Here is a 22,709-nt window from a genome sequence, read left to right as displayed (position 1 = left end):
GGTCAAGGTGGCGCAAGCGGGTCGGGTCTAGGCTTGAGTCGTAAGAAATGACGACCGAAAAGGGAGAGGCCCATGTCGAACACCCCGCATACGCTGTCCGATGAATTCCCGTTCGAGATGGAAAAGCTGCACGCTTTGAAGGTCTCCAATGCGCATTTCGCGAAGCTTCTGGAAGATTACGACGCGGTGAATGACAAGGTTCATCGGGCCGAGACCAACGTCGAACCGGTCGAACATTTCGCCGAGGTGGACCTGCGCAAGCAACGCGCGCACATCAAGGATGAAATCGCCTACATGCTGCACCATTCCTGACGACCTCCACAGACTGATCGACAAGCCTCGGAGTTTCCGGGGCTTTTCGATGTCTGGGGGTCAGGCGATGTCGTAGGGCAGCATGCCGCGCCGGTTCGGATCGACGCGCAAGCGGCGTTCAAGCGGCGGCACCGAGCGCTGGTGACAATCCTTGCGTTCGCAGATCCGGCAGGAGATTCCGATCGGCTGATAGGCGCGCGGATTGCCCAGTTCCATGTCGTCGGCATAGACGAGGCCGCGGGCGTGGCTGACCTCGCAGCCGAGACAAATCGCATAGCGCCGCACCGGGGCGGTGAAGCTGCCACCGGTTTTCGACACGTCGCGGGCAAGGCAGAGATAGCGCACCCCGTCCGGCGTCTCGGCCAGTTGGCGCAGGAATTTCGTCGGCGTTTCAAAGGCCTGATGCACGTTCCAGAGCGGGCAGGCGCCGCCGAAGCGGGCGAATTGAAGCCGCGTCGCCGAGTGGCGTTTGGTGATCGTGCCCGCCTGATCGACGCGGACGAAGAAGAAGGGAATCCCCTTCGCGCCCGGCCGTTGCAGCGTCGAGAGCCGGTGCGCCACTTGCTCGATGCTGGCGCCGAAGGCATCGGCCAGCCGCTCCAGATCGTGGCGGGTGTCCTGCGCGGCCTCGAGGAAGGCGCGATAGGGCAGCAGTGCCGCGCCCGCGAAATAGTTCGCAAGACCGATCTTGGCGATTGCCCGCGAGGTCTCGGATTGGAACCGCGCGAGGTCGAGCGTGGCTTCCAGAAGCTCGTTTTGGGTGATCAGCGCGACCTGATGCAGCAGTTGAAACGCCTGCGTCGAGCGGCTGGCATGGGCGGAAATCAGGATGCGATCGCCCTCGCGCGAGCGCAGCTCGGAAATGTTCGAAAAGTGAACTTCGACACCCCGGGCGCGCAGGGCATCGCAGGCCCGGATGATCGGGTCCAACCTCTTGCCATCCGGGCAGGAAAACCGCTCGGCGGCGCGATCGACCGCATCGATGTAATTGTCGCAATAGTGAAAGAAGTCGCGGACCTCTTCCCAGGGCGAAACCACCGTCTGCGCGCCTTCGCGGCCCAGAGCCTCGTCGAGCGAAGCCAGCCGTTCATGTGCCTGACGGTAAGCGCGATGCAGTTCCAGAAAGGCGCGGGCCAGTGCGGGCGCGTTCGACGCCGCCAGCCGCAGATCGGCCAAGGGCGGCGTGCCGCCATCGGCGAAAACCGGGTCCGCCATCGCCTCGCGCATGTCGCTGACCAGACGTTCGGCATCGCCCGCCGAAAGCTCGGTCACGTCGAGCCCGAACTCGCCCGCCAAAGCCAGCACCACCGCGGCTGAAACCGGGCGGTGGTTGTTCTCCATCTGGTTCAGATAGGGCAGCGACACGCCCAGGCGATCGGCGAAAGCCTTCTGCGTCAGCCCGAGCCGCGCCCGGGTTTCGCGCAGTTTCACACCGGCATAGAGTTTTTGCGTGGCCATGATGCCCTCCGCTTTGCAAAGGTTTCGTAGCCTTTGCAAACGGCGCCTGCAAGGGGAGGTTGCATTGCTGGGACAAAGCGTCCTAGCTTGGGCGGGATGCGGAGGGGATATGCGGCGGCTGTTGGGTCTGATCGTTTTGGGTTTGTGCGGCTGCAGCCATGTGCCGCCGGACATCACGCCGGCCGAGGTGGCCCGGATTGCCGCGCCCGATCCGGCGCTTGCGGCGCAGATCGCCGAACTGACGCCCGCGCTGCGCGCCGAGGAGATGGCGCGGGACGCCCGTGCGCTGTCCGAGGGGCGCAGGCTGAGTGCCGCCGAGCAGGAGATCGCCCGCAAGGTCGGCGTGCAACATCCGGAAAAGGTGCGACTTCTGCGGGTCGCAAAGATCCCGCCGATGGCGGATCCGCGGCTCGCGACGCTTTTCCCCGTCAGCCGTGCCTGGGGGCTGACGACGGGCTATGGCATCACGGTGACGAAGGCGCCGGTGCCGGAGTGGCTTCTGGCGCATGAGCTCGCGCATGTGGCGCAATACGAGCGTCTCGGGCCCGAGCCGATGCTGCGGCGTTATCTTGCCGAAACGCTGGTGCTGCCGGACAATCTGATCCCGCTCGAGCGCGAGGCGATTGCCATCGGGGACAGGGTCGCGACCTCGCCCGCCTACGGTTATTGAGGCCGCCGCATCACCCAAAGGATCGCGCCCACGGACAGCGCCGAAGAGGCGAACATCACCCACAGAAGCCGCGCCACCTCGACCTCGGGGCCAAGCAGCGTCGCGGTCAGGCTGGCGAGAACGGCGCCGGTGCCGATCGTCATCGTCGCGCCAAGGCCCGAGGCCGTGCCCGCCAGATCCGACCGCACCGACATCAGCCCCGCATTGGCCGAGGGCAGCGAAAGCCCGTTGCCGATGCCGGTGATGCCGACGGCGGTGAAGAAGACGACGGGGCCAAGCACGCCCGCCGCCTTGGCGATCAGCGCCACGGCAATCGCGGCGGTGGCAAGCGTCGTGCCCCAGAGCACCATCCGGTCCATGCCCAGATGCAGAGAGAACCGCCCCGAGACCCAGTTGCCGATCAGATAGCCGAGCGAGGGCAGGGCGAAGAAATAGCCGACCTCGACCGGCGAAAGGCCGAAGGCCTGCTCGCCCACCAGCGCCGCGCCGCCGAGATAGGCGTAGAAAAGCCCCGCCGAGGCGGCGGCGGAGAGCGCATAGCCCCAGAACCGGCTCGAGCGCAGCAAGATCGGATAGGCCCGCATCTGCGCGCCAAAGCCAAGGCCGCCGCCCGAGACGGTCTCGCCCATGTCGGCCCAGATCAGCGCGAAAAGAGCCGCCCCCGAGACGGCCAGCACCGCAAGGTTGGCGTGCCAACCGAAAAGCCCGTCCAGCAGGCCGCCGACTGCCGGGCCGATCATCGGCACCACCGACATCCCCATCGTGACATAGCCGATCATCGAGGCGGCCGCAGGGCCGGGGACCATGTCGCGCACCGCCGCGCGCGAGATCACGAAGGCGGTGGCCACGACCGCCTGCACGAAGCGCGCGGCCAGAAAGGCCTGCGCGTTCGGCGCGAAAAGCGCCGCGACCGAGGCCAGGGTAAAGATCGCCACCACCCAAAGCAGCACCGGGCGGCGTCCGAAGCGGTCGGAGATTGGCCCGACCACGAATTGCGCCACCGCCGAGGCTGCCAGATAGGCCGAAACGGCGAGCTGCATCAGCCCGTAATCGACGCCGAAATGCCGGGCCATGCCGGGCAGCGAGGGCAGGAAGATGTTGAGGCTGAGCGCCGCCACCCCGGTGGTGAGCACAAGGGTGACGATATGCGGCGGCGTCTTGCGGTTCAGGAAGGCCATGCGCCCGGCTAGGCCGCGCGCGTCATTTTGTCCACGGGGGAAAATGTATGCGTCACAAGATCGGCCGGGCTCAGCCCTTGTTCGAGAAGATCAGCCCCGCGCCAGCGATGATCAGGACGAATCCGCCCAAGGTGCGCCAGGTCGGTGGCTCGCCCAGCCACCAGGTGTTGAAGCCGACGAAGACGGTGAGCGAGATCACCTCCTGCATCACTTTCAGTTGTGCCGCCGACATCATGCCGTAGCCGATGCGGTTGGCGGGCACCATCAGGCAGTATTCGAAGAAGGCGATGCCCCAGGAGACGCCGATCGCCACGATCATCGGCGCCGATTTGAAGCGCAGATGCCCATACCAGGCGAAAGTCATGAAGACATTCGACGCGGTCAGCAAAAGAAAGGTGACGAGAGGGGCGGGCAGGGTCATGATCACCTCGAACTGGCTGGCTTTCCCCTAACGCAACCGGGCTGCCGATGCCAGATTATTTGCAGTGTTGCAATTCGCACTGCGCGGCTTGAGAATTATTTGCAAATTTTCCCGAATCCGCTTGGTAACAATCTTTCGTTCCGGTAGGTTGCACGGAAATTCTCGGAGGGGACCCCATGAAAGACATCCTGAGCGAGCTGGAAAGCCGGCGTGCGGCCGCGCGGCTTGGCGGCGGCGAGCGGCGCATCGAGGCCCAGCACAAGAAGGGCAAGCTGACGGCGCGCGAACGCATCGAACTTCTGCTCGACGAAGGCTCGTTCGAAGAATTCGACATGTTCAAGGCGCATCGCTGCGTCGATTTCGGCATGGAAGCCGAGCACATCTCGGGCGACGGCGTCGTCACCGGCTGGGGCACGGTGAACGGCCGCATGGTCTATGTGTTCAGCCAGGACTTCACCGTCTTCGGTGGCTCGCTGTCGGAAACCCATGCCGAGAAGATCTGCAAGATCATGGATATGGCGATGCAGAACGGCGCCCCGGTGATCGGCATGAACGATTCGGGCGGCGCGCGGATTCAAGAGGGCGTGGCCTCGCTCGCAGGCTATGCGGAAGTGTTCCAGCGCAACATCATGGCCTCGGGCGTGGTGCCGCAGATCAGCCTGATCATGGGGCCCTGCGCCGGTGGCGCGGTTTACTCGCCCGCGATGACCGACTTCATCTTCATGGTGAAGGACAGCTCCTACATGTTCGTGACCGGCCCCGACGTGGTGAAGACGGTGACGAACGAGATCGTCACCGCCGAAGAGCTGGGCGGGGCTTCGACCCACACGAAGAAATCCTCGGTTGCCGACGGCGCCTATGAGAACGACGTCGAGGCGATTGCCGAGACCCGTCGCCTGATCGACTTCCTGCCGCTCTCGAACCGTGAAAAGGCGCCGGTGCGGCCCTTCTTCGACTCGGTCGATCGCGTCGAGGAAAGCCTCGACACCCTGATCCCGGCCAACCCCAACATGCCCTATGACATGAAGGAGTTGATCGCGAAGATCGCCGACGAGGGCGATTTCTTCGAGATTCAAAAAGATTACGCGGGCAACATCATCACCGGTTTCGTCCGCATCGAAGGTCAGACCGTGGGCATCGTCGCGAACCAGCCGATGGTTCTGGCGGGCTGCCTTGATATCGACAGCTCGCGCAAGGCCGCGCGCTTCGTGCGTTTCTGCGACGCTTTCGAAATCCCGATCCTGACGCTCGTCGACGTGCCCGGCTTCCTGCCCGGCACCGGTCAGGAATATGGCGGCGTCATCAAGCACGGCGCGAAGCTGCTGTTTGCTTACGGCGAAGCCACCGTGCCGAAAGTCACCGTGATCACCCGCAAGGCCTATGGCGGCGCCTATGACGTCATGGCGTCGAAGCACCTGCGCGGTGATTTCAACTACGCCTGGCCGACCGCCGAAATCGCGGTGATGGGCGCCAAGGGCGCGACCGAGATCCTCTATCGCTCGGAACTGGGCGACAAGGACAAGATCGCCGCCCGCACCAAGGACTACGAAGACCGCTTCGCCAACCCGTTCGTGGCGGCCGAACGCGGCTTCATCGACGAGGTGATCAAACCCTCGTCCACCCGTCGCCGGGTGGCCCGTGCTTTCGCGAGCCTGCGCTCGAAGAAGCTGGCCAACCCGTGGAAGAAACACGACAACATTCCGCTCTGAGGGGCGCGGAATGCTTCGTGGGGCCGGGCAGGCAGGCGCAGCCTTGCGGGGGGCGATCGCGATCGTCCTCGCTGTGACCCTGACCGCCCGGCCCATCCATGCCCAGGAAGACGAGGCGGGCGAGGGGGAGATGATCCCCGCGATGCCCGCCCCGACCGGAGGGGAAGATCTTCCCGCGCCGGCGCAGGAGACGGGCCCCGTGCCTACGCCCTCCGGCCCGGCGATTGCCGTGCCCTCGGGAATCGCGCTGCACTGGCTTGAGACCCGGATGGACACCGCCGGTCCGCAGGGGATGACCCTGCGCTTCCGCTTCGTCGCTCCGGCCGTGGCCGGGGCGGGCTATGACGCCGAAAAGGCTTCGGCCGATCTGCAGGCCCTGTGCGACGGCTACGCCCTGCCGCGCGTTTCCAAGACCGGGCCGCAACCGGCCGAACTCGTCCTCGATCTGGCCGACCGCGTGGTGCCGTTCGGGGCTTCCGATGAAACCGCGGTGCAATTTTTCGAGGCCTATTCCATCACCGATGGGGCCTGTCAGTGGGAGCTTTTCTGATGGCGATGCTGCGCCAAGACACAAAGGATGGGGGCCCGGTCACGGTTGCCCCGAAACTTTTGTGTTCACGCGCTTTTCGCTTCATCCCCCTTGGCGACCGGGCTAAGTTGACGCGCGACCGGAATCATCCGGTTCGAAAAATGACAATCAAGGACCTTATGGGCGGGGCACTCCGTCCGCTGTGCGGTCCTGACAGGAGACACCCATGTCGAACAAAGTCCTCTTCGCCCTCGTTGCGATCGCTTTCGTGGCCGCCTGCGCGCCCAAAACCGAGCCGGTCGCTCCGGTCACCGTCGAACCGGTCCAAACCGGCAAGTACAAGTAATCGGTTTCGGGGGCAGGGCCCGGCCCAAGCCCCCGGCCTTCCCGTTCCGCGCTTGCGCGGGACGGGTCTGATGTGCGACCCCGCGCTGGAAAGGGGCACATCATGCTGAAACACCGTGGCTTCCCGGGGCGTCTTCCCGGGTCAGATTTCCAGTTCGTCATCCGTCGCGCCAATGCCAAGAAGGGCGCCACCAAGATCGTCCGCCGCGAGCGTTACAAGGATCGGGCCGCGCCCGACCGTCGCGCCGATGCGGGCTTCATGGCGGCCCTGTGGAACCATTTTGGCGAAGAACCCTTCGAGCGGGGCAATCTCGACGCCGGTCGCCTGTCCTGGCTGATCGGGCGCGAGGTCGTCTGGGCCTCCGAACCCGCCGATCCCTGCAGCTACGAGCAACTCCTGCGCATCGACCGCAAGCGCGCCGAGGCGAGCTTCCCGGAAGTTTTCGCCGATCCCGACGCCTTCGACTGGGACGAGGACGACGCGGAGGACGACTGGGAATGACCGCGGTCCGGACGGCATATCGGCAAGAAACCGCCTATTTTGGCGGGGCTTTCGGGCCCGCCTCTGGCAATGCGTCATTTGCGCCCCATATCGGAGTGCAGATGGCGTGTTTCGAAGCCGCGCCGTCCAACCTCCATGTTAGCGTCTTGCTGTCGCGGTCCGGCTCTCACGCCGGGCCGCGCCACATCTTTGCCGCGCCTGCCCGCGCGGGGGCCGATGGGCAAACCCTTGCCGACGCGGAACAAGTTTGTTTCCCGCCGCGGAACTATCCGTTGTGCTGCTGCGTTGATGCGCTAGACTCTGGGTCAATCATAACCCTTGCTGGAGGCAAATACTCATGCGTGGCACTTCCCTTCTTCTCGCTCTCGTCGCGGCTTCGGCTCTGGCCGGCTGCATGGAAACCCAAAGCGGGGCCCCGGTGCTGCAAACCCAAGGCGGGCGCGCGCTCGCCGGTGCCGCCGCCGGTGCCATCATCGCGGATGCGACCGACAGCAATGCGATCGCTGGCGCGGCGATCGGCGCGCTGGCCGGTGGCGCCAGCTGCAACGTCGGTGTCGGCGGTCCCTGCTACCGCTGATCGCACGATCATCCACCCGCCTGCGCGGGTCGCAAACTCATGCCGCCATCGAGGGTTCCCCCCTCGGTGGCGTTTCGTTTCGCCCGCCTTGACGGCACATGACATCACGAAAGGGGGCGCGGGCCAATCCGCGCCCGGAGGAAGGGACTGACCATGTTCAAGAAAATCCTGATCGCCAACCGCGGCGAGATCGCCTGCCGCGTCATCAAATCGGCGCGCAAGATGGGCATCAAGACGGTGGCCGTCTATTCCGACGCCGACGCGCAGGCGCTGCACGTCAAGATGGCCGACGAGGCCGTTCACATCGGCCCGCCGCCCGCGAACCAGTCCTATATCGTGATCGACAAGATCATGGCGGCGATCAAGGCCACCGGCGCCGAGGCCGTGCACCCGGGCTACGGCTTCCTGTCGGAACGCCGTGACTTCGCCGCGGCGCTCGAAGCCGCGGGCGTGATCTTCGTCGGCCCGCCGTCGCCCGCGATCGAGGCGATGGGCGACAAGATCACCTCGAAGAAACTCGCCAAGGAAGCCGGTGTGAGCACCGTTCCGGGCTACATGGGCCTGATCGCCGACGCCGATGAAGCGGTGAAGATTTCCAACGAAATCGGCTATCCGGTGATGATCAAGGCCTCGGCCGGCGGCGGCGGCAAGGGCATGCGGATCGCGTGGAACGAGGCCGAAGCCCGCGAAGGCTTCCAGTCGTCCAAAAACGAAGCCGCGGCGTCGTTTGGCGATGACCGCATCTTCATCGAGAAATTCGTGACGCAACCGCGCCACATCGAAATTCAGGTGCTGGCCGACCAGCACGGCAATTGCGTCTATCTGAACGAGCGCGAATGCTCGATCCAGCGCCGCAACCAGAAGGTCATTGAAGAGGCGCCCTCGCCGTTCCTCGACCCGGCCACCCGCAAGGCGATGGGCGAACAGGCCTGCGCGCTGGCGAAAGCCGTGGGTTACACCTCGGCCGGGACCGTGGAATTCATCGTCGACGGCGATCGCAACTTCTACTTCCTCGAGATGAACACCCGTCTGCAGGTGGAACATCCGGTCACCGAACTGATCACCGGCATCGACCTTGTCGAGATGATGATCCGCGTCGCCGCCGGGGAACCGCTGCCCTTCAAGCAGGAAGACATCGGCATCAACGGCTGGGCGATGGAAAGCCGCCTCTACGCCGAGGATCCCTATCGCAACTTCCTGCCCTCGATCGGCCGCCTGACGAAGTACAAGCCCCCGGTCGAAGGGCCGACCGCCTCGGGCGGGATCGTGCGCAACGACACCGGCGTCTACGAGGGCGGCGAGATCTCGATGTATTACGACCCGATGATCGCCAAGCTTTGCACCTGGGGCCCGACCCGCGAAGCCGCGATCGAGGAAATGCGTCTGGCGCTCGACACGTTCGAAGTCGAAGGCATCGGCCACAACCTGCCGTTCTGCGCGGCGGTGATGGATCATGACCGCTTCGTCGAGGGCAACATCACCACCGCCTTCATCGCCGAGGAATATCCCGAGGGCTTCCAGGGCGTGACGCTGGACGAGGAGATGCTGAAGCGCGTCGCCGCCGCCACCGCCGCGATGAACCGCGTCGCCGAAATCCGCCGCACCAAGATCTCGGGCACGCTCGGCAACCACGAGCGCCGGGTGGGCGACGATTGGGTGGTCTCGCTTCAGGGCGAAAGCTTCCCGCTGAAGATCGCCGCCGACAAGGCGGGCTCGACCGTGACCTTCGCCGACGGCATGAGCCTGCGCGTCGAAAGCGACTGGACCCCGGGCAAATCGCTGGCGAAACTCTCGGTCGGGGGCGAGCCGCTGGTGCTGAAGGTCGGCAAGATCCCGATGGGCTTCCGCATCCGCGTCCGCGGCGCCGATCTGAAGGTGCATGTGCGCACGCCGCGTCAGCATGATCTTGCCCTGCTGATGCCGGAAAAACTGCCGCCGGATACCTCGAAGTTCCTGCTCTGCCCGATGCCCGGCCTGATCGTGAAGATCTCGGTCGAGGAAGGTCAGGAAGTGCAGGAAGGTCAGGCGCTGGCCACCGTCGAAGCCATGAAGATGGAAAACATCCTCAAGGCCGAGCGCAAGGGCGTGGTGAAGAAGATCAACTGCGCGGCCGGGGCCTCGCTGAAGGTCGATGACATCATCATGGAATTCGAATGATCGCCGACCCCCGCATCGGCGCGAAGCCCGGGGCAGGGACCTTGGTCCCTGTCTCGGCGCTGATCGCGCTTGCGACCTTCGCCGCGCTGCAAGGCGTGGCGCTGGTGCTTGCGGGGGGGGCCTTCGACTATCCGCTTGACGACGTCTACATCCATTTGTCGATGGCCGAGGGGATCGCCGCGGGGGGCTACGGCATCAACCCCGGCGAATATGCCTCGGCCTCGTCTTCGATCCTGTATCCGCTGCTTCTGGTGCCTTTCGCGGGCACTGCGGTGCAGGGGGTTCTGCCGCTTTTGTGGAACACGCTTTCGGTGGCGCTGGCGGGCGGGCTTTGGGGCTTTGCCCTCGCAAACTCGGGCCTTGGCGCGCGCGGGCGCTGGACGCTGGCGGCGCTTGTGCCCGTTGGCTTCAACATCGCGGGCGTGGGCTTCACCGGCATGGAGAACAGCCTGCATGCCGTGGCCGCAATGGCGACGGTGATCGGGCTCTGGTCCTATCTGCGCGAGGGCCGCATCGGCCTGCTGCTGATCGCGGGAACGCTGGCCGCGCCGCTGCTGCGGCTCGAGGGGCTGGCGCTGTCGGGTCTTGTCTGCGCCACGCTGGCGCTGCGGGGGCGCGTGCGCATGGCGACGGCCCTTGGCATCGGCATCGCGGCGCCGGTGCTGGGCTTCATGACGTTTTTGCTGCATCTCGGGCTCGAACCGCTGCCCGCCTCGGTCATCGCCAAACGCGCGATGGTGGGCGCGGGCACGAGCGGCATCACCCGGCTGATCGCGACGCTCGGGACCAATCTCGGCAGCCTGCCGGGGCTGATCCTCGCCGCGATGACCGCCACCTGCCTTGCCCTGCCGCTGCTCGCGCCCGGCTGCCGCCGCGACGGTCGCGGCTGGCTTCTGGCCGTGCTCGGCATCGCCGGGCTTGCCCATCTTCTGGCCGCGCAGATCGGCTGGATGAACCGCTACGAACATTACATCCTGATGGCCGAGCTGACCGGGCTGATGCTGGTCACCACCGGCGCCGGGTCCCGCCTTGCCGCCTGGGCGAGCGGGCTGTTCACCGCCCTTGCGCTGTTCGCGGCGGTCGGCTTCTGGACCCCGATCACGCTGCGCACCATCTGGAACCCGCGCGCCATCCACCTGCAACAGGCGCAGATGGCCCGCTTTGCCAAGGACTGGGTCAAGGCCCCGGTCGCGGTGAACGACATCGGCTGGGTCGCCTGGCAGAACCCGAATGACGTGCTCGACCTCTGGGGGCTGGGCTCGCTCGAGGCGCTGAACGCCCGCCTGAGCGCGGGCGTGCCGGGCTGGGCCGGCCCCTTGGTGCGCGCGCATGGCGTCGATCTGGTGATGATCTACGACAGCTGGCTGCGCATCGGCAAAAGCCCCGATTGGGTCCGCCTTGGCCAGCTCGACATGGAAAACCCGCATGGCGCGCTGGGCGACATGAGCGTGGACTTCTACGCCGCGCGTCCCGAGGTGGCGCAGGAGCTGCAGGCGAAACTGGCCGATTTCGCGATGACGCTGCCGAAGGATGCGGTGATCCGGCTTGATCCGCTGACCGGGGGGGCGCCATGACCGCCCCGCGCCAATCCGCTGCCGTTCCGCGCATTTGCTTCGAATTTGTCGCATCGCCCGCCTGCGACGCGGTTTTCCGCCCGGCAGCGGGGTGCAAAAAAAATACAGATCAACGGGTTGTGGCCCGTTTCGCAGGGCTGCGCCTGCCGCAGCGTCAAGCGCTCCGGTCCAATCGCCGCAATTTTAACCTTAAGCCCCTGTTGCAAGATCCGGGTGCAGGATTTGCACGGGGCATGATCGGTTCGCGCATCCCGCGCGGGCGCATCGCCCGCATGGATAGCGCTATGGACGTGATCGTGCATCTGGGGGCTCATCGCACCGCCACCACCTCGCTGCAGTCCTGGGCGCTGCAGAACGAAGACGCGCTTCGGGCCGCGGGCATCGCCGTCTGGGGGCCGCAGGTGACGCGCGGGGGCCTTTTCGCCGGGCTGATGAAGCGCCCCGAATGGCTTGACGCCGAGGATGAGCGCATCGCCCGTGCCTCGGCCACCGCGATCCGGATGCAGATCGACCGTCTGGAAGAGGCGGGCACCCGCGCGCTGGTGATCTCCGAGGAAAATTTCCTCGGCACGATGCCGCACTGTCTTGAACAGGAAACGCTTTACCCCGATGCGGGCGCGCGGCTGCGCCGCATCGTTGCCGCGCTCGGGCCGCATCTGACCGGCCTTGCGCTGACGATCCGCCGCTATGACGGCTGGTGGGCCTCGCTTCTGGCCGATCAGGGCCGCCGCGGCCGTCGCCTGCCCGATGCGCGCGGGCTTGACCGTCTCGCCCGCCATCCGCGCGGCTGGAAACGCCTCGTGCAGATCCTGCGCGAGGAGGGGCAGGGCCGCCCGGTCACCGTCTGGCCGTTCGAGCGCATGGTCGGCCGCAACCACGATCAGATGCAGGCGATGCTCGGCACTGTCGCGCTGCCCGACGGGCTTTACGACCACGGCCGCGCGATGAATGCCGTGCCGACCCGCAGCCCCTCGCCCTTCACGCTCGACCAGCGCGGCTGGATGATGACGCGCTATCTGGAAGACCTGGCCTGGCTTTCGGTGCCGCGCCCGGGGATCACCTGCTTTGAGACCGAACCGACGCAAGACCATGGCCAACCGGGGGCACATCCGGGATGGCCGACAGAGGAAGAAGGAAAGTCCCATGACCACGAAGAAAGAGGACTGGGCGAAGCTCGCTCAGAAGGAGCTGCGTGACAAGCCGCTTGACGCGCTGACCTGGAACACGCTCGAAGGCATCGCGGTCAAACCGCTTTACACCGCCGAAGACACGGCCGAGCTGCCGCATATGGGCAGCCTGCCGGGCTTTGCCCCCTTCACCCGCGGCGTGCGGGCGACGATGTATGCGGGCCGTCCCTGGACGATCCGGCAATATGCGGGCTTCTCGACCGCCGAGGAAAGCAACGCCTTCTACCGCAAGGCGCTGGCCGCAGGGCAACAGGGCGTCTCGGTCGCCTTCGACCTGGCCACCCACCGCGGCTATGACAGCGACCACCCGCGCGTCGTCGGCGATGTCGGCAAGGCCGGCGTGGCGATCGACTCGGTCGAAGACATGAAGATCCTGTTTGACGGCATCCCGCTCGAAAAGGTCTCGGTCTCGATGACGATGAACGGCGCCGTGATCCCGGTGCTGGCGAACTTCATCGTCACCGGCGAAGAACAGGGCGTCGACCGCGCGCTTCTGTCGGGCACGATCCAGAACGACATCCTCAAGGAGTTCATGGTCCGCAACACCTATATCTATCCGCCCGAACCCTCGATGCGGATCATTGCGGACATCATCGAATACACTTCGAAAGAGATGCCGAAGTTCAACTCGATCTCGATTTCCGGCTACCACATGCAGGAAGCGGGCGCGAACCTGGTGCAGGAACTCGCCTATACGCTGGCCGACGGGCGCGAATATGTGCGCGCGGCGCTGGCGCGTGGCATGAACGTCGATGATTTCGCCGGGCGTCTGTCGTTCTTCTTTGCCATCGGCATGAACTTCTTCATGGAAGCGGCGAAGCTGCGGGCGGCGCGCCTCTTGTGGCACCGCATCATGTCGGAATTCGAGCCGAAGAAACCCGGCTCGCTGATGCTGCGCACCCATTGCCAGACCTCGGGCGTGTCGCTGCAGGAGCAAGACCCCTACAACAACGTCATCCGCACGGCGTATGAGGCGATGTCGGCGGCGCTGGGCGGGACGCAGTCGCTGCACACCAACGCGCTGGACGAGGCGATTGCGCTGCCGACCGAATTCTCGGCCCGGATCGCGCGCAACACCCAGATCATCCTGCAGGAAGAGACCGGCGTCACCAAGGTCGTCGATCCGCTCGCGGGCAGCTATTATGTCGAGGCGCTGACGGCGGAACTGGCCGAGAAGGCCTGGGCGCTGATCGAGGAAGTCGAAGAGATGGGCGGCATGACCAAGGCCGTGGCCTCGGGGATGCCGAAACTGCGGATCGAGGAATCGGCCGCCAAGCGTCAGGCCGCAATCGACCGCGGCGAGGATGTGATCGTTGGCGTGAACAAGTATCGTCTCGCCAAGGAAGAGCATCTCGACATTCTCGACATCGACAACATGGCGGTGCGCGACAGCCAGATCGCGCGGCTGACGAAGATGCGCGAGACCCGCGACGAAGCGAAATGTGCGGCCGCTCTGGCCGAAGTCACCCGGCGCGCGAAAGAGGGCGGCAACCTTCTCGAAGCCGCCGTCGAAGCGGCCCGCGCCCGGGCCTCGGTGGGGGAAATCTCGATGGCGATGGAAGAAATCTTCGGGCGTCACCGCGCCGAGGTGAAGACGCTCTCGGGCGTCTATGGCGCGGCTTACGAAGGCGACGCGGGCTTTGCGCAGATCCAGGCCGATGTGAACAGCTTCGCCGAGGCCGAGGGGCGCCGTCCGCGGATGCTTGTCGTGAAGATGGGGCAGGACGGCCATGACCGCGGCGCCAAGGTGATCGCGACGGCCTTTGCCGACATCGGCTTCGACGTCGATGTGGGCACGCTGTTCCAGACCCCCGAGGAAGCGGCGCAGGATGCGGTCGACAACGACGTGCACGTGGTCGGCATCTCCTCGCTCGCGGCGGGTCACAAGACGCTGGCGCCGAAGCTGATCGAAGCGCTGAAGGAAAAGGGCGCCGAGGATATCCTCGTCATCTGTGGCGGCGTGATCCCGCAGCAGGACTACGATTTCCTGAAGGCGGCCGGGGTGAAGGCGATCTTCGGGCCGGGGACCAACATCCCCGCCGCGGCGCGCGAAATCCTCGATCTGATCCGCGCGGCGCGCAGCTGACACCGGAGAGGGGGCTCTGCCCCCGTCCTTCGGACTCCCCCGGGATATTTGGGGCAAGATAAAAGCAAAAGGCGCTCCGAAAGGGGCGCCTTTTTCGTGCTGATTTATCTTGCCGAAAATATCCCGGGGGGTGAATTCCCGCAGGGAAGAGGGGGGCAGCGCCCCCCTACGCGGCCCGTTGCGGGGCAAGCCGCAGCACTGCATAGCCTACGAGCGCCGAGACCAGCGAGCCCGCCAGAACCCCCAGCCGCACCGCATTCATCTGCGCATCGGTCTCGAAATTCAGCGAGCCGATGAAGAGCGACATGGTGAAGCCGATCCCGGCGAGCGCGGCGATGCCGTAAAGCTGGAGCCAGCTTGCGCCCTCGGGCAGGCGGGCAAAGCCCAGTTTCACCAGCGCGAAAGTGGCCCCGAAGACGCCCAGTTGCTTGCCGATCACCAGACCCAGCGCGATCGCCAAGGGCAGCGGCGCCGCCAGATCGGCGAGGCCGAGGCCCGTCAGCCCCACGCCCGCATTGGCCAGCGCGAAGATCGGCACGATCAGGAAGGCGACATAGGGCGAGAGCGCGTGTTCCAGCGCATGCAGGGGTGACTTGCCGTGGCGGTCGCGGATCGGCAGGAAGAAGGCCGTGACCACCCCCGCCAGCGTCGCATGCACCCCGGATTTCAGCACCAGCACCCAAAGCACCGCGCCGAGGATCAGCGTCGGCGCAATCCGATGCGCGCCCGTCCAGAGCCGCAGTGCCATCAGCGCGATCGGGATCAGGGCCAGTGCCAGATAGGCGGGTTTCAACTCGGCCGTGTAGAACAGCGCGATCACCAGAATGGCGCCAAGGTCATCGAGGATCGCCAGCGTCAGCAGAAAAAGCTTCAGCGCGGGCGGTACCCGCTTGCCCAGAAGCGCCACGACGCCGACCGCAAAGGCGATGTCGGTCGCGGTCGGGATCGCCCAGCCGGTCCGGTGCACCGGGTCGGCCCAGGTGAAGGCGAGATAGATCAGCGCGGGCGCGAGCATGCCCCCCAGCGCCGCCACCCCGGGCAGCACCACGTTCGAGGGCGTCTTCAGCCGCCCCTCGCGCATCTCGTGCTTCAACTCCAGCCCGACAAGCAGGAAAAAGACCGCCATCAGCCCGTCGTTGATCCACAGGATCAGGGGCTTCGACAGCCCCGTCTCGCCCAGAGCGATGGTGAATTTCAGATGCAGGACCTGCGCGTAAAGCCCTGAAAGATCGGTATTCGCCAGCACCAGCGCCAGCGCCGTCGCCAGCATCAGCACGATGCCCCCGGCGGCCTCATGCGCGAAAAGTCTCTCGATCCGTCCCAGCACGGCCCCTCCTGTCCCTGTGTTTTCCCTTCCGACATGGGGACTGATGGCCCCCGTTCAAGAAAAATCGACCTCTCGCGGCGTCGTTTTCCGCCCCTGCGCCCGCGATTGCATCTGGGAATGCCACGGGCCATGGTGCGCGAAAGGAGTCTCAAGATGATCCGCCCTGCCACGCCCGCCGATGTTCCGGCCATTCTCGCCTTCTGGAATCCGCTCATTGAAACCGCGACGGTGGGGTTTTCGCCGACCCCGCATACGGTCGACAGCCTGAGCGCGCAGATCGCCGCGCGGCAAGGTGATGACCGCGCCTTTGTCGTCGCCGAGATCGACGGGCAGGTGCTGGGCTTTGCGAGCTACGACCAGTTCCGCAAGGGGCTCGGCTATGCGCGCTCGATGGAGCACACGATCATCCTCGCTCCCGCGGCGCGCGGCAAGGGTGTCGGCCGGGCGCTGATGGCCGCGATCGAGGAGCACGCCCGCGCCCGCGGCGTGCATCTGATGGTGGCGGGCGTCTCGGCGGAAAACCCCGCCGGTCTCGCCTTTCATGCCGCCGTCGGCTATGTCGAGGCCGGACGAATTGCGCAGGCCGGGTACAAATTTGGCCGTTTTATCGACCTTGTGCTGATGCAAAAGCTGCTGTGACGGTTTAGACTGACCGCATGGACAAGCCGCTTTCTCTCTGGGCCCGCATCGGCGAGGCGCTTTCGGCTCTCGCTCGGGGCGAGGGACTCTCGGCGGTTTTCGATCATCTGAAAACCCCGCCCGAACGCACCGTGGCCTTCACCATCGCGGTGATCGCGCTTGGTGCCAAGATGGCCAAGGCCGATGGTCTGGTGACGCGCGACGAGGTGACGGCGTTCCGGCGCATCTTCCAGATCCCGCCGGACGAGGAACAGAATGCCGCCCGCGTCTTCGACATGGCGCGGACCGATGTGGCGGGCTTTGACGCTTATGCCCGCAAGATCGCCGCGATGTTCGGCCCCGGCGCGCCGGTGTTGCAGGACATTCTGGAGGGTCTTTTCACCATCGCGATGGCGGATGGCGAATATCACGAGAACGAAGACGCCTTCCTGCAGGAGGTCTCGTCGATCTTCGGGCTGGATGAGGCCTGTTTCCGCTCGATCCGCGCCACCTATGTGCCCGATGCCGTGCCCGATCCGTGGTCGGTGCTGGAACTGGCGCCGGGCAGCGATCTGGCCGCGGCACGGGCGCAGTGGAAGGCGATGGTGCGCGAGGCCCACCCCGATCGCGCGATGGCGCGTGGCCTGCCGCCCGAGGCGGTGAAACTGGCCGAGGAGCGGGTGATCGCGCTCAACCGCGCCTGGGAAGAAATCTCGGCCGGGGCGAAACAGGCGGCGCTCTGATGCGGATCGCCTGTTACAATGTCGAATGGTTCACCTCGCTCTTTGATCGGCGCGGCCGGATTCTGGAAGATGCGCAGGACTCGGGGCGCTATGGCGTCACCCGGGCCGAGCAGCTGGGCGCGCTCGGCATCGTCTTCACCGCGCTTGAGGCCGATTGCATCGTGATCATCGAGGCCCCCGACAACAATATGCGTCGCAAGACCGTGGCGATGCTGGAGGCCTTTGCGGCGAAATACGGGCTGCGGCAGCGTCGGGCGCTTTTGGGGTTTGAAAACGACACCCAGCAGGAAATTGCCGCGCTTTACGACCCCGATGTGCTCTGCCTCTCGCATGAGCCCTCCGAGGGCAGCGTCAGCGCGCCGCGGTTCGACCTGTCGTTGCAGATCGATCTGGATATCGATGACCGGCTCGACACGGTGCATTTTTCAAAACCGCCGCTCGAAATGCAACTGGAGGTGCTGACCGGTCCCGCCACGGGCAAGCGGCTGCGGTTGATCGGGGTGCATCTGAAATCGAAGGCGCCGCATGGGGCGACGGATCCGGCGGGCGAGGTGCGGCTGGCGATCGAGAACCGGCGCAAGCAGCTGGCGCAATGTCTGTGGCTGCGGCGTCGGGTCGATGAGGTTCTGGATACGGGCGAAAGCCTGATCGTGCTTGGCGATTTCAACGACGGGCCGGGGCTTGACGAATACGAGCAGCTGTTCGGGCGCTCGGGTCTCGAGATCGTTCTGGGCACTGGCGGGCCGCCCGCGCGGCAGTTGCACGACCCGCATGCAAGGCTGCCGCGCGGCAAGACGACGGCGCTGCCCGCCTCGGCGCGGTTCTTCATCCCCGAGCCGCCGCCGGGGCAGTTCTTCTCGGCCATGCTCGATTATATCGCGCTCTCGCCCGATTTGTGCGCGCATGCACCGAAGTGGCGGATCTGGCATCCGTTTGACGATCCGGGCTGTTACCGGGTGGCGGAATTGCGCGAGGCGTTGCTGCAGGCCTCGGATCACTTTCCCGTCTCGGTAGATTTGGCGCTGTAAGCCGCCTATAGTGGCGGCATGAAACCGCATCCGCTTCTGTTGGGATCTGCCGCGGCCGCCCTTCTTCTGGGCGGCTGGGTGGTCTGGGCCGAGGACCCGCCGCAGCGCCTGACCCCGCCTGCGCCGGACGTCGAGGTCCCCCCGCCGACGCCGCGCGATGACATGGCGGCGGGCAAGTCGCTGGTCGAGCGGGGCGCAGACATGTTCCTGCGCGGGCTCTTGCAGGAAATGGCGCCCGAAATCGAGGATATGCAAAAGGGGCTGGGCGCGGCGGCCGAACAGCTGGGGCCGAAGCTGCGCGAGATATTGGCGCTGATTGACGACGTGCGGAACTATCAGGCGCCCGAGCGGCTGCCGAACGGCGATATCGTGATCCGCCGTCTGCCGGGGGCACCGAAACCGCCGCCGCTGCCTGCGCCCGATGACCGGGCGAAACCGGCCGAGCCGGGGCCGGTCACGGATCTTTAGTCGTTTAGTCGCCTGCACCCGCGCGATCAGCCCGGCAGCACCACCATCGGCGTCGCCTTCATCGCCGCGGCGAGCGAGGCGAAGCGGGCCTCGGCCACCTCGCCAAACAGCCCCGCGCCGCGTTTCGTCAGCCGCAGCTCGATCGCATTCGTCGTGGCATTGTAGCTCAGCTCCCCGGCATCGCCCGGGTCTTGGATCGAGAACATCGCGCCAAACCGCATCGCCTTGCCCAGAATCTCGGCCTCGCGCAGCTGTTCGGGCGAGAGCAGCGAGAAGAGCGGCTCGAACCGGCTGCCCGCGCGCGAATTCTTGTAGCGGTGCAGCAGCGAGACGCCCAGAAACACCCGCTCGGGGTGGCTCAGCGCGGCCATGTTGGCGCGGGTCACGTTGTCGAAACAGGCCTCGGCGCGGTAGTCGGGGTGGGTGCGCCAGGTGGTGTCGTGCAACAGGCACGCCGCCCGCATCAGCCGGTAGCGTTTCGGCGACACCTCGCCAAAGAGCGGCTCGATGAAGGCGTGCAGCCGTTTGCCGAAGCCCGGCAGCCGCGACATCGTGCGTTCGGCATGCCGACAGGCCTCGATCAGCGGATCACGGGCGCGCAGCTTGTCGGGCATCTTTTCGTAAAGCAGCCCCTCGCGGATGCCATAGGAGGAAACGTCGATCTCCTTCGGCTTGAAGGTCTCGATCAGCTCGCGCAGCACCAGCGAAGCGAGCGGCACCAGCTCCATCCGCGCTTCGGAGGTGCCGGTTTTCGTGCGCAGCGCCGTCATGTCCTGCTTGCCGATCCATTCGAGCGTTTTCAGCAGGTTTTCCGGGTCCATCCGGTATTCGTGCAGCACCAGAAGCGGGTAGTTGCGCCGCTCCATGTCGAGCCGGGCAATCGCCCGCCACGAGCCGCCGACCAGATACAGCCGCTCGTGGCCCAGCCCGACGGCGCTCACCAGCTTCGCCATGTGCTCGCGGATATGCGCGGTCAGCTCCTTGCGGCCGCCCTTCACCTGTTGCAGCCGGAACGGCCCCAAGGGCGAGGTGGCCCGCGCGCCGACCTTGCCGCCGCCCAGAACGGCGAGTTCCATCGAATTGCCGCCGATGTCGCAGATGATCCCCTGCGCCTCGGGCCAGCCGACGAGCACGCCCTGCGCCGAGAGCCGCGCCTCCTCGGCGCCGTCGATCACATGCAGACGCAGGCCGGTTTCATGCTCGACCTGTTTCTGGAATTCCGGCCCGTCCTTCGCCTCGCGCACGGCGGCGGTGGCGACGCAGGTGAGGGGGCCGATGTCCATCCCCTTCGCCAGAAGCGCAAAGCGCTTCAGCGCAGCGAGCGCCCGGGCGCGGCCCTTGGGAAACAGCATGCCGGTCTCGGCCAGACCCTGACCCAGACCCGCCATCACCTTTTCGTTGTAGAAATAGGCGGGCGAGCGGGCGGCGCCGTCAAAGACCACCATCCGCACCGAGTTCGAACCCACATCGACGACACCGACGCGGGACAGCGCCCGCGCCGAAGGGTCGTCGAAGAGTTCGCGGCCGAACGGATCCCAGTCTTCGTTGTCCGAATGCGGGGCAACGGTCTTTGCGTTCATCGGGCAGCCTGCTGAGTCGTAACCGGGTGTGAGCGGTATCAACTTATCGTGTCGAGGGGGGAATGAGCAAGGGCAGGAACGTCCTTTGCCCCGGCCGATCCGCGGCCAGAGAGCGACGGGTTCTCCATGAAGTAGCGGTGGCAGGAGAAAAGTTCTTTTCCTTCAGGCAGATGGCGGGTGTAGTTGCCATCGGGGCCCAGAAGCCAGCTTTGCGCGGTATCGGCCATGTTCGCGGTCATGATCTGCCCGACGATCTGCGCCTTCACCGTCTCGTTCTTCGCCTCGACCAGCGTTTCGACCCGCCGCGTCAGGTTGCGCCCCATCCAGTCGGCCGAGGACATGAAGACCCGCGCCTGCTCCGAAGGCAGGCCGTGGCCGTTGCCGAAGCAGACGATCCGCGAATGCTCAAGGAAGCGCCCGACGATGGATTTGACCCGGATATTCTCGGACAGGCCCTTGATGCCGGGCCGCACGCCGCAGATGCCGCGGGTGACGATCGAGATCTTCACCCCGGCATTCGAGGCGGCATAAAGCGCATCGATCACCTCGGGGTCGATCAGGCTGTTCATCTTCGCCCAGATCTCGGCCGGACGGCCCGCGCGGGCATGCTCGCCTTCTGCCGCGATCAGCTCAAGGAGCCGCGGCTTCAGCGTGATCGGCGAGATCGCGAGGTTTTCCAGCCCCTCGGGCTGCACATAGCCCGAAAGGTAGTTGAATACCTTGGTCGCGTCGCGGCCCAGCTGCGCATCGCAGGTGAAGAAGCTCAGGTCGGTGTAGATCCGCGCGGTGATCGGGTGATAGTTGCCGGTGCCGTAATGGGTATAGGTCACCAGCGCATCGCCCTCGCGCCGCACAACGGTCGAGATTTTCGCGTGCGTTTTCAAATGCATGAAGCCATAGACCACATGCGCCCCGGCGCGTTCCAGCCGCCGCGACTGGCGGATGTTCGCGGCCTCGTCGAAGCGCGCCTTCAGTTCCACGAGCGCCGTCACCGACTTGCCCGACTCGGCCGCCTCGCACAGCGCATCGACCACGGGGCTGTCTTTCGAGGTCCGGTAAAGCGTCTGCTTGATCGCCAGCACGTTCGGGTCATGCGCCGCCTGATTGAGGAAGCGGATCACCAGATCGAAGGTCTCGTAGGGGTGGTGCAGCAGGATGTCCTTCTGCCGGATCGCGGCGAACATGTCGCCTGCGTGATCCTCGACCCGTTCGGGCACGCGCGGGCTGAACGGCGGCCAGAGCAGGTCGGGGCGGGTGTTCAGCACCAGCTGCGACAGATCGGCGATGCCCAGAAGCCCCTTGACCTCGACCACCGCATCGGGGGCGACCTGCAATTCGTCCATGATCAGACGGCGCAGCGCCTCGGGCGCGCCCGAGGTGATCTTGAGCCGGATCACCTGACCGCGGCGACGCCGTTTCAGCGCGGTTTCAAACTCGCGCACCAGATCTTCGGCCTCGTCCTCGACTTCAAGGTCGCTGTCGCGCAGCACCCGGAAGGCGCAATGGCCGGTGTCGGTATAGCCGGGGAAGAGCATGCCGAGATGCAGCAGCAGCAGTTCTTCAAGTGGCAGGAAGCGGGCCTCGCCGGGCAGGCGGACGAAACGGGCGATCTGCTGCGGGATCGGCAAGAGTGCCTGCATCCGGCGCTTGTCCACTTCGCGTTCCAGTTCCAGCGCCAGACAGAAGCCGGTGTTCGGAATGAAGGGGAAGGGGTGGGCCGGGTCGATGGCGAGCGGCGAGAGCACCGGGAAGACATTGGCAAGGAAGTGCTCGGCCAGAAACGCCCGGTCGCGCGCGTTGATCTTGGTGCGGGTCAGAAGCTGGATGCCCTCGGCCTCCATCTCGCGGCGCAGCTTGTTGAAGGTCGTCTGCTGCGTTTCCATCAGCTTGCGCGCGTCGGCGTTGATCAGCACCAGCTGTTCGGCCGGCGTCAGACCGTCGTCCGAGGGCACGATGTTGCGTTCGCGCACCAGTTCCATCAGGCCCGCGACGCGGACGGTGTAGAATTCATCAAGGTTGTTGGCCGAGATCGACAGGAAGCGCAGCCGTTCCAGAAGCGGCACGCGCGGGTTCGCCGCCTCTTCGAGCACGCGCCAGTTGAACGCGAGCCAGCTCAGTTCCCGGTTGAAAAAGCGTTTCGGACCAACGCGTTCTTCGTCCGGAATGGCAACGGGGGCAGGATAGGGGGCGGCAAGGAAATCGGCGAGTGTCATGGGGCGCTTATGCTTCTCGATTGTAAC

The 22,709-nt window shown here is 65.7% G+C and carries 20 protein-coding genes; 14 read left to right on the top strand and 6 right to left on the bottom strand.

The annotated features are described in order from the left end of the window. The first annotated feature begins 72 nt into the window (after positions 1-72). Positions 73-312 (top strand): YdcH family protein, encoded by a 240-nt coding sequence (locus C8J30_RS08570; RefSeq protein ID WP_110805435.1) that lies wholly within the window; start codon positions 73-75, stop codon positions 310-312. A 60-nt stretch (positions 313-372) separates the two neighbouring features. Here the strand turns inward: C8J30_RS08570 and C8J30_RS08565 are convergent, their stop codons facing one another. Next, on the bottom strand, positions 373-1,770 hold the full coding sequence (locus C8J30_RS08565; RefSeq protein ID WP_110805434.1) for a helix-turn-helix domain-containing protein: 1,398 nt from the start codon (positions 1,768-1,770) through the stop codon (positions 373-375). A gap of 109 nt (positions 1,771-1,879) precedes the next feature. Here C8J30_RS08565 and C8J30_RS08560 point away from each other — a divergent pair, with 109 nt between their 5' ends. Beyond that, positions 1,880-2,440 (top strand): hypothetical protein, encoded by a 561-nt coding sequence (locus tag C8J30_RS08560; protein WP_110805433.1) that lies wholly within the window; start codon positions 1,880-1,882, stop codon positions 2,438-2,440. Here C8J30_RS08560 and C8J30_RS08555 read toward each other — a convergent pair. Together C8J30_RS08555 and C8J30_RS08550 are read right to left on the bottom strand one after the other, a co-directional pair. After that, positions 2,434-3,618: a multidrug effflux MFS transporter gene (locus C8J30_RS08555; protein WP_110805432.1), complete on the bottom strand. Its 1,185-nt coding sequence runs from the start codon at positions 3,616-3,618 to the stop codon at positions 2,434-2,436. The genes C8J30_RS08560 and C8J30_RS08555 overlap by 7 nt on opposite strands. 70 nt (positions 3,619-3,688) lie before the next feature. After that, positions 3,689-4,039, bottom strand: coding sequence for a DMT family protein (locus C8J30_RS08550; protein WP_110805562.1), 351 nt, complete (start codon positions 4,037-4,039; stop codon positions 3,689-3,691). Between the two features lie 176 nt (positions 4,040-4,215). On the opposite strand from C8J30_RS08550, the gene C8J30_RS08545 reads away from it, so the two are divergent. The 8 genes from C8J30_RS08545 (at position 4,216) to scpA (ending at position 14,705) form a co-directional block, all read left to right on the top strand. Then, positions 4,216-5,748 carry an acyl-CoA carboxylase subunit beta gene (locus tag C8J30_RS08545; protein ID WP_110805431.1) on the top strand — a complete coding sequence of 511 codons (1,533 nt, stop codon included), beginning with the start codon at positions 4,216-4,218 and terminating at the stop codon, positions 5,746-5,748. Between the two features lie 10 nt (positions 5,749-5,758). Beyond that, entirely contained in the window at positions 5,759-6,298 is a 540-nt protein-coding gene (locus tag C8J30_RS08540) for a DUF6497 family protein (RefSeq protein WP_245909735.1), read from the top strand. A 427-nt stretch (positions 6,299-6,725) separates the two neighbouring features. Then, positions 6,726-7,124, top strand: a complete 399-nt coding sequence (locus C8J30_RS08535) for a hypothetical protein (protein ID WP_110805430.1) — start codon at positions 6,726-6,728, stop codon at positions 7,122-7,124. Between the two features lie 337 nt (positions 7,125-7,461). Continuing rightward, entirely contained in the window at positions 7,462-7,701 is a 240-nt protein-coding gene (locus C8J30_RS08530) for a hypothetical protein (RefSeq protein ID WP_110805429.1), read from the top strand. A 153-nt stretch (positions 7,702-7,854) separates the two neighbouring features. Further along, entirely contained in the window at positions 7,855-9,858 is a 2,004-nt protein-coding gene (locus C8J30_RS08525; RefSeq protein WP_110805428.1) for an acetyl-CoA carboxylase biotin carboxylase subunit, read from the top strand. Beyond that, on the top strand, positions 9,855-11,432 hold the full coding sequence (locus tag C8J30_RS08520; RefSeq protein ID WP_110805427.1) for a hypothetical protein: 1,578 nt from the start codon (positions 9,855-9,857) through the stop codon (positions 11,430-11,432). Before C8J30_RS08525 ends, C8J30_RS08520 begins: the two co-directional genes overlap by 4 nt. Positions 11,433-11,665: 233 nt before the next feature. After that, positions 11,666-12,628 (top strand): hypothetical protein, encoded by a 963-nt coding sequence (locus C8J30_RS08515; protein WP_110805426.1) that lies wholly within the window; start codon positions 11,666-11,668, stop codon positions 12,626-12,628. Continuing rightward, complete coding sequence (gene scpA, locus C8J30_RS08510; protein WP_110805425.1) at positions 12,576-14,705, top strand: methylmalonyl-CoA mutase; 2,130 nt, start codon at positions 12,576-12,578, stop codon at positions 14,703-14,705. Before C8J30_RS08515 ends, scpA begins: the two co-directional genes overlap by 53 nt. 166 nt (positions 14,706-14,871) lie before the next feature. Here scpA and nhaA read toward each other — a convergent pair whose 3' ends face one another. After that, complete coding sequence (gene nhaA, locus C8J30_RS08505; protein ID WP_110805424.1) at positions 14,872-16,032, bottom strand: Na+/H+ antiporter NhaA; 1,161 nt, start codon at positions 16,030-16,032, stop codon at positions 14,872-14,874. A 153-nt stretch (positions 16,033-16,185) separates the two neighbouring features. Between nhaA and C8J30_RS08500 the strand changes: the two genes are divergently transcribed. The 4 genes from C8J30_RS08500 to C8J30_RS08485 are packed head-to-tail and all read left to right on the top strand — an operon-like array spanning position 16,186 to position 18,889. Next, on the top strand, positions 16,186-16,671 hold the full coding sequence (locus C8J30_RS08500; RefSeq protein WP_110805560.1) for a GNAT family N-acetyltransferase: 486 nt from the start codon (positions 16,186-16,188) through the stop codon (positions 16,669-16,671). Between the two features lie 17 nt (positions 16,672-16,688). Next, complete coding sequence (locus C8J30_RS08495) at positions 16,689-17,393, top strand: molecular chaperone DjiA (RefSeq protein ID WP_110805423.1); 705 nt, start codon at positions 16,689-16,691, stop codon at positions 17,391-17,393. Beyond that, on the top strand, positions 17,393-18,421 hold the full coding sequence (locus tag C8J30_RS08490) for an endonuclease/exonuclease/phosphatase family protein (protein WP_110805422.1): 1,029 nt from the start codon (positions 17,393-17,395) through the stop codon (positions 18,419-18,421). The genes C8J30_RS08495 and C8J30_RS08490 overlap by 1 nt, the downstream gene beginning before the upstream one ends. Positions 18,422-18,439: 18 nt before the next feature. Further along, the gene (locus C8J30_RS08485) at positions 18,440-18,889 is read left to right on the top strand and encodes a hypothetical protein (protein WP_245909734.1); all 450 of its coding nucleotides are present in this window, start codon (positions 18,440-18,442) and stop codon (positions 18,887-18,889) included. Between the two features lie 26 nt (positions 18,890-18,915). Here the strand turns inward: C8J30_RS08485 and C8J30_RS08480 are convergent, their stop codons facing one another. Both C8J30_RS08480 and C8J30_RS08475 read right to left on the bottom strand, forming a co-directional pair. Next, on the bottom strand, positions 18,916-20,469 hold the full coding sequence (locus tag C8J30_RS08480) for a Ppx/GppA family phosphatase (RefSeq protein WP_110805421.1): 1,554 nt from the start codon (positions 20,467-20,469) through the stop codon (positions 18,916-18,918). A gap of 38 nt (positions 20,470-20,507) precedes the next feature. Beyond that, positions 20,508-22,682, bottom strand: coding sequence for an RNA degradosome polyphosphate kinase (locus C8J30_RS08475; RefSeq protein WP_110805420.1), 2,175 nt, complete (start codon positions 22,680-22,682; stop codon positions 20,508-20,510). Positions 22,683-22,709: the final 27 nt, after the last annotated feature.

The sequence above is a fragment of the Rhodobacter viridis genome, from assembly GCF_003217355.1.
Taxonomy (GTDB): Bacteria; Pseudomonadota; Alphaproteobacteria; order Rhodobacterales; family Rhodobacteraceae; genus Rhodobacter; species Rhodobacter viridis.
This window is presented reverse-complemented; position numbering and strand designations above follow the sequence as displayed.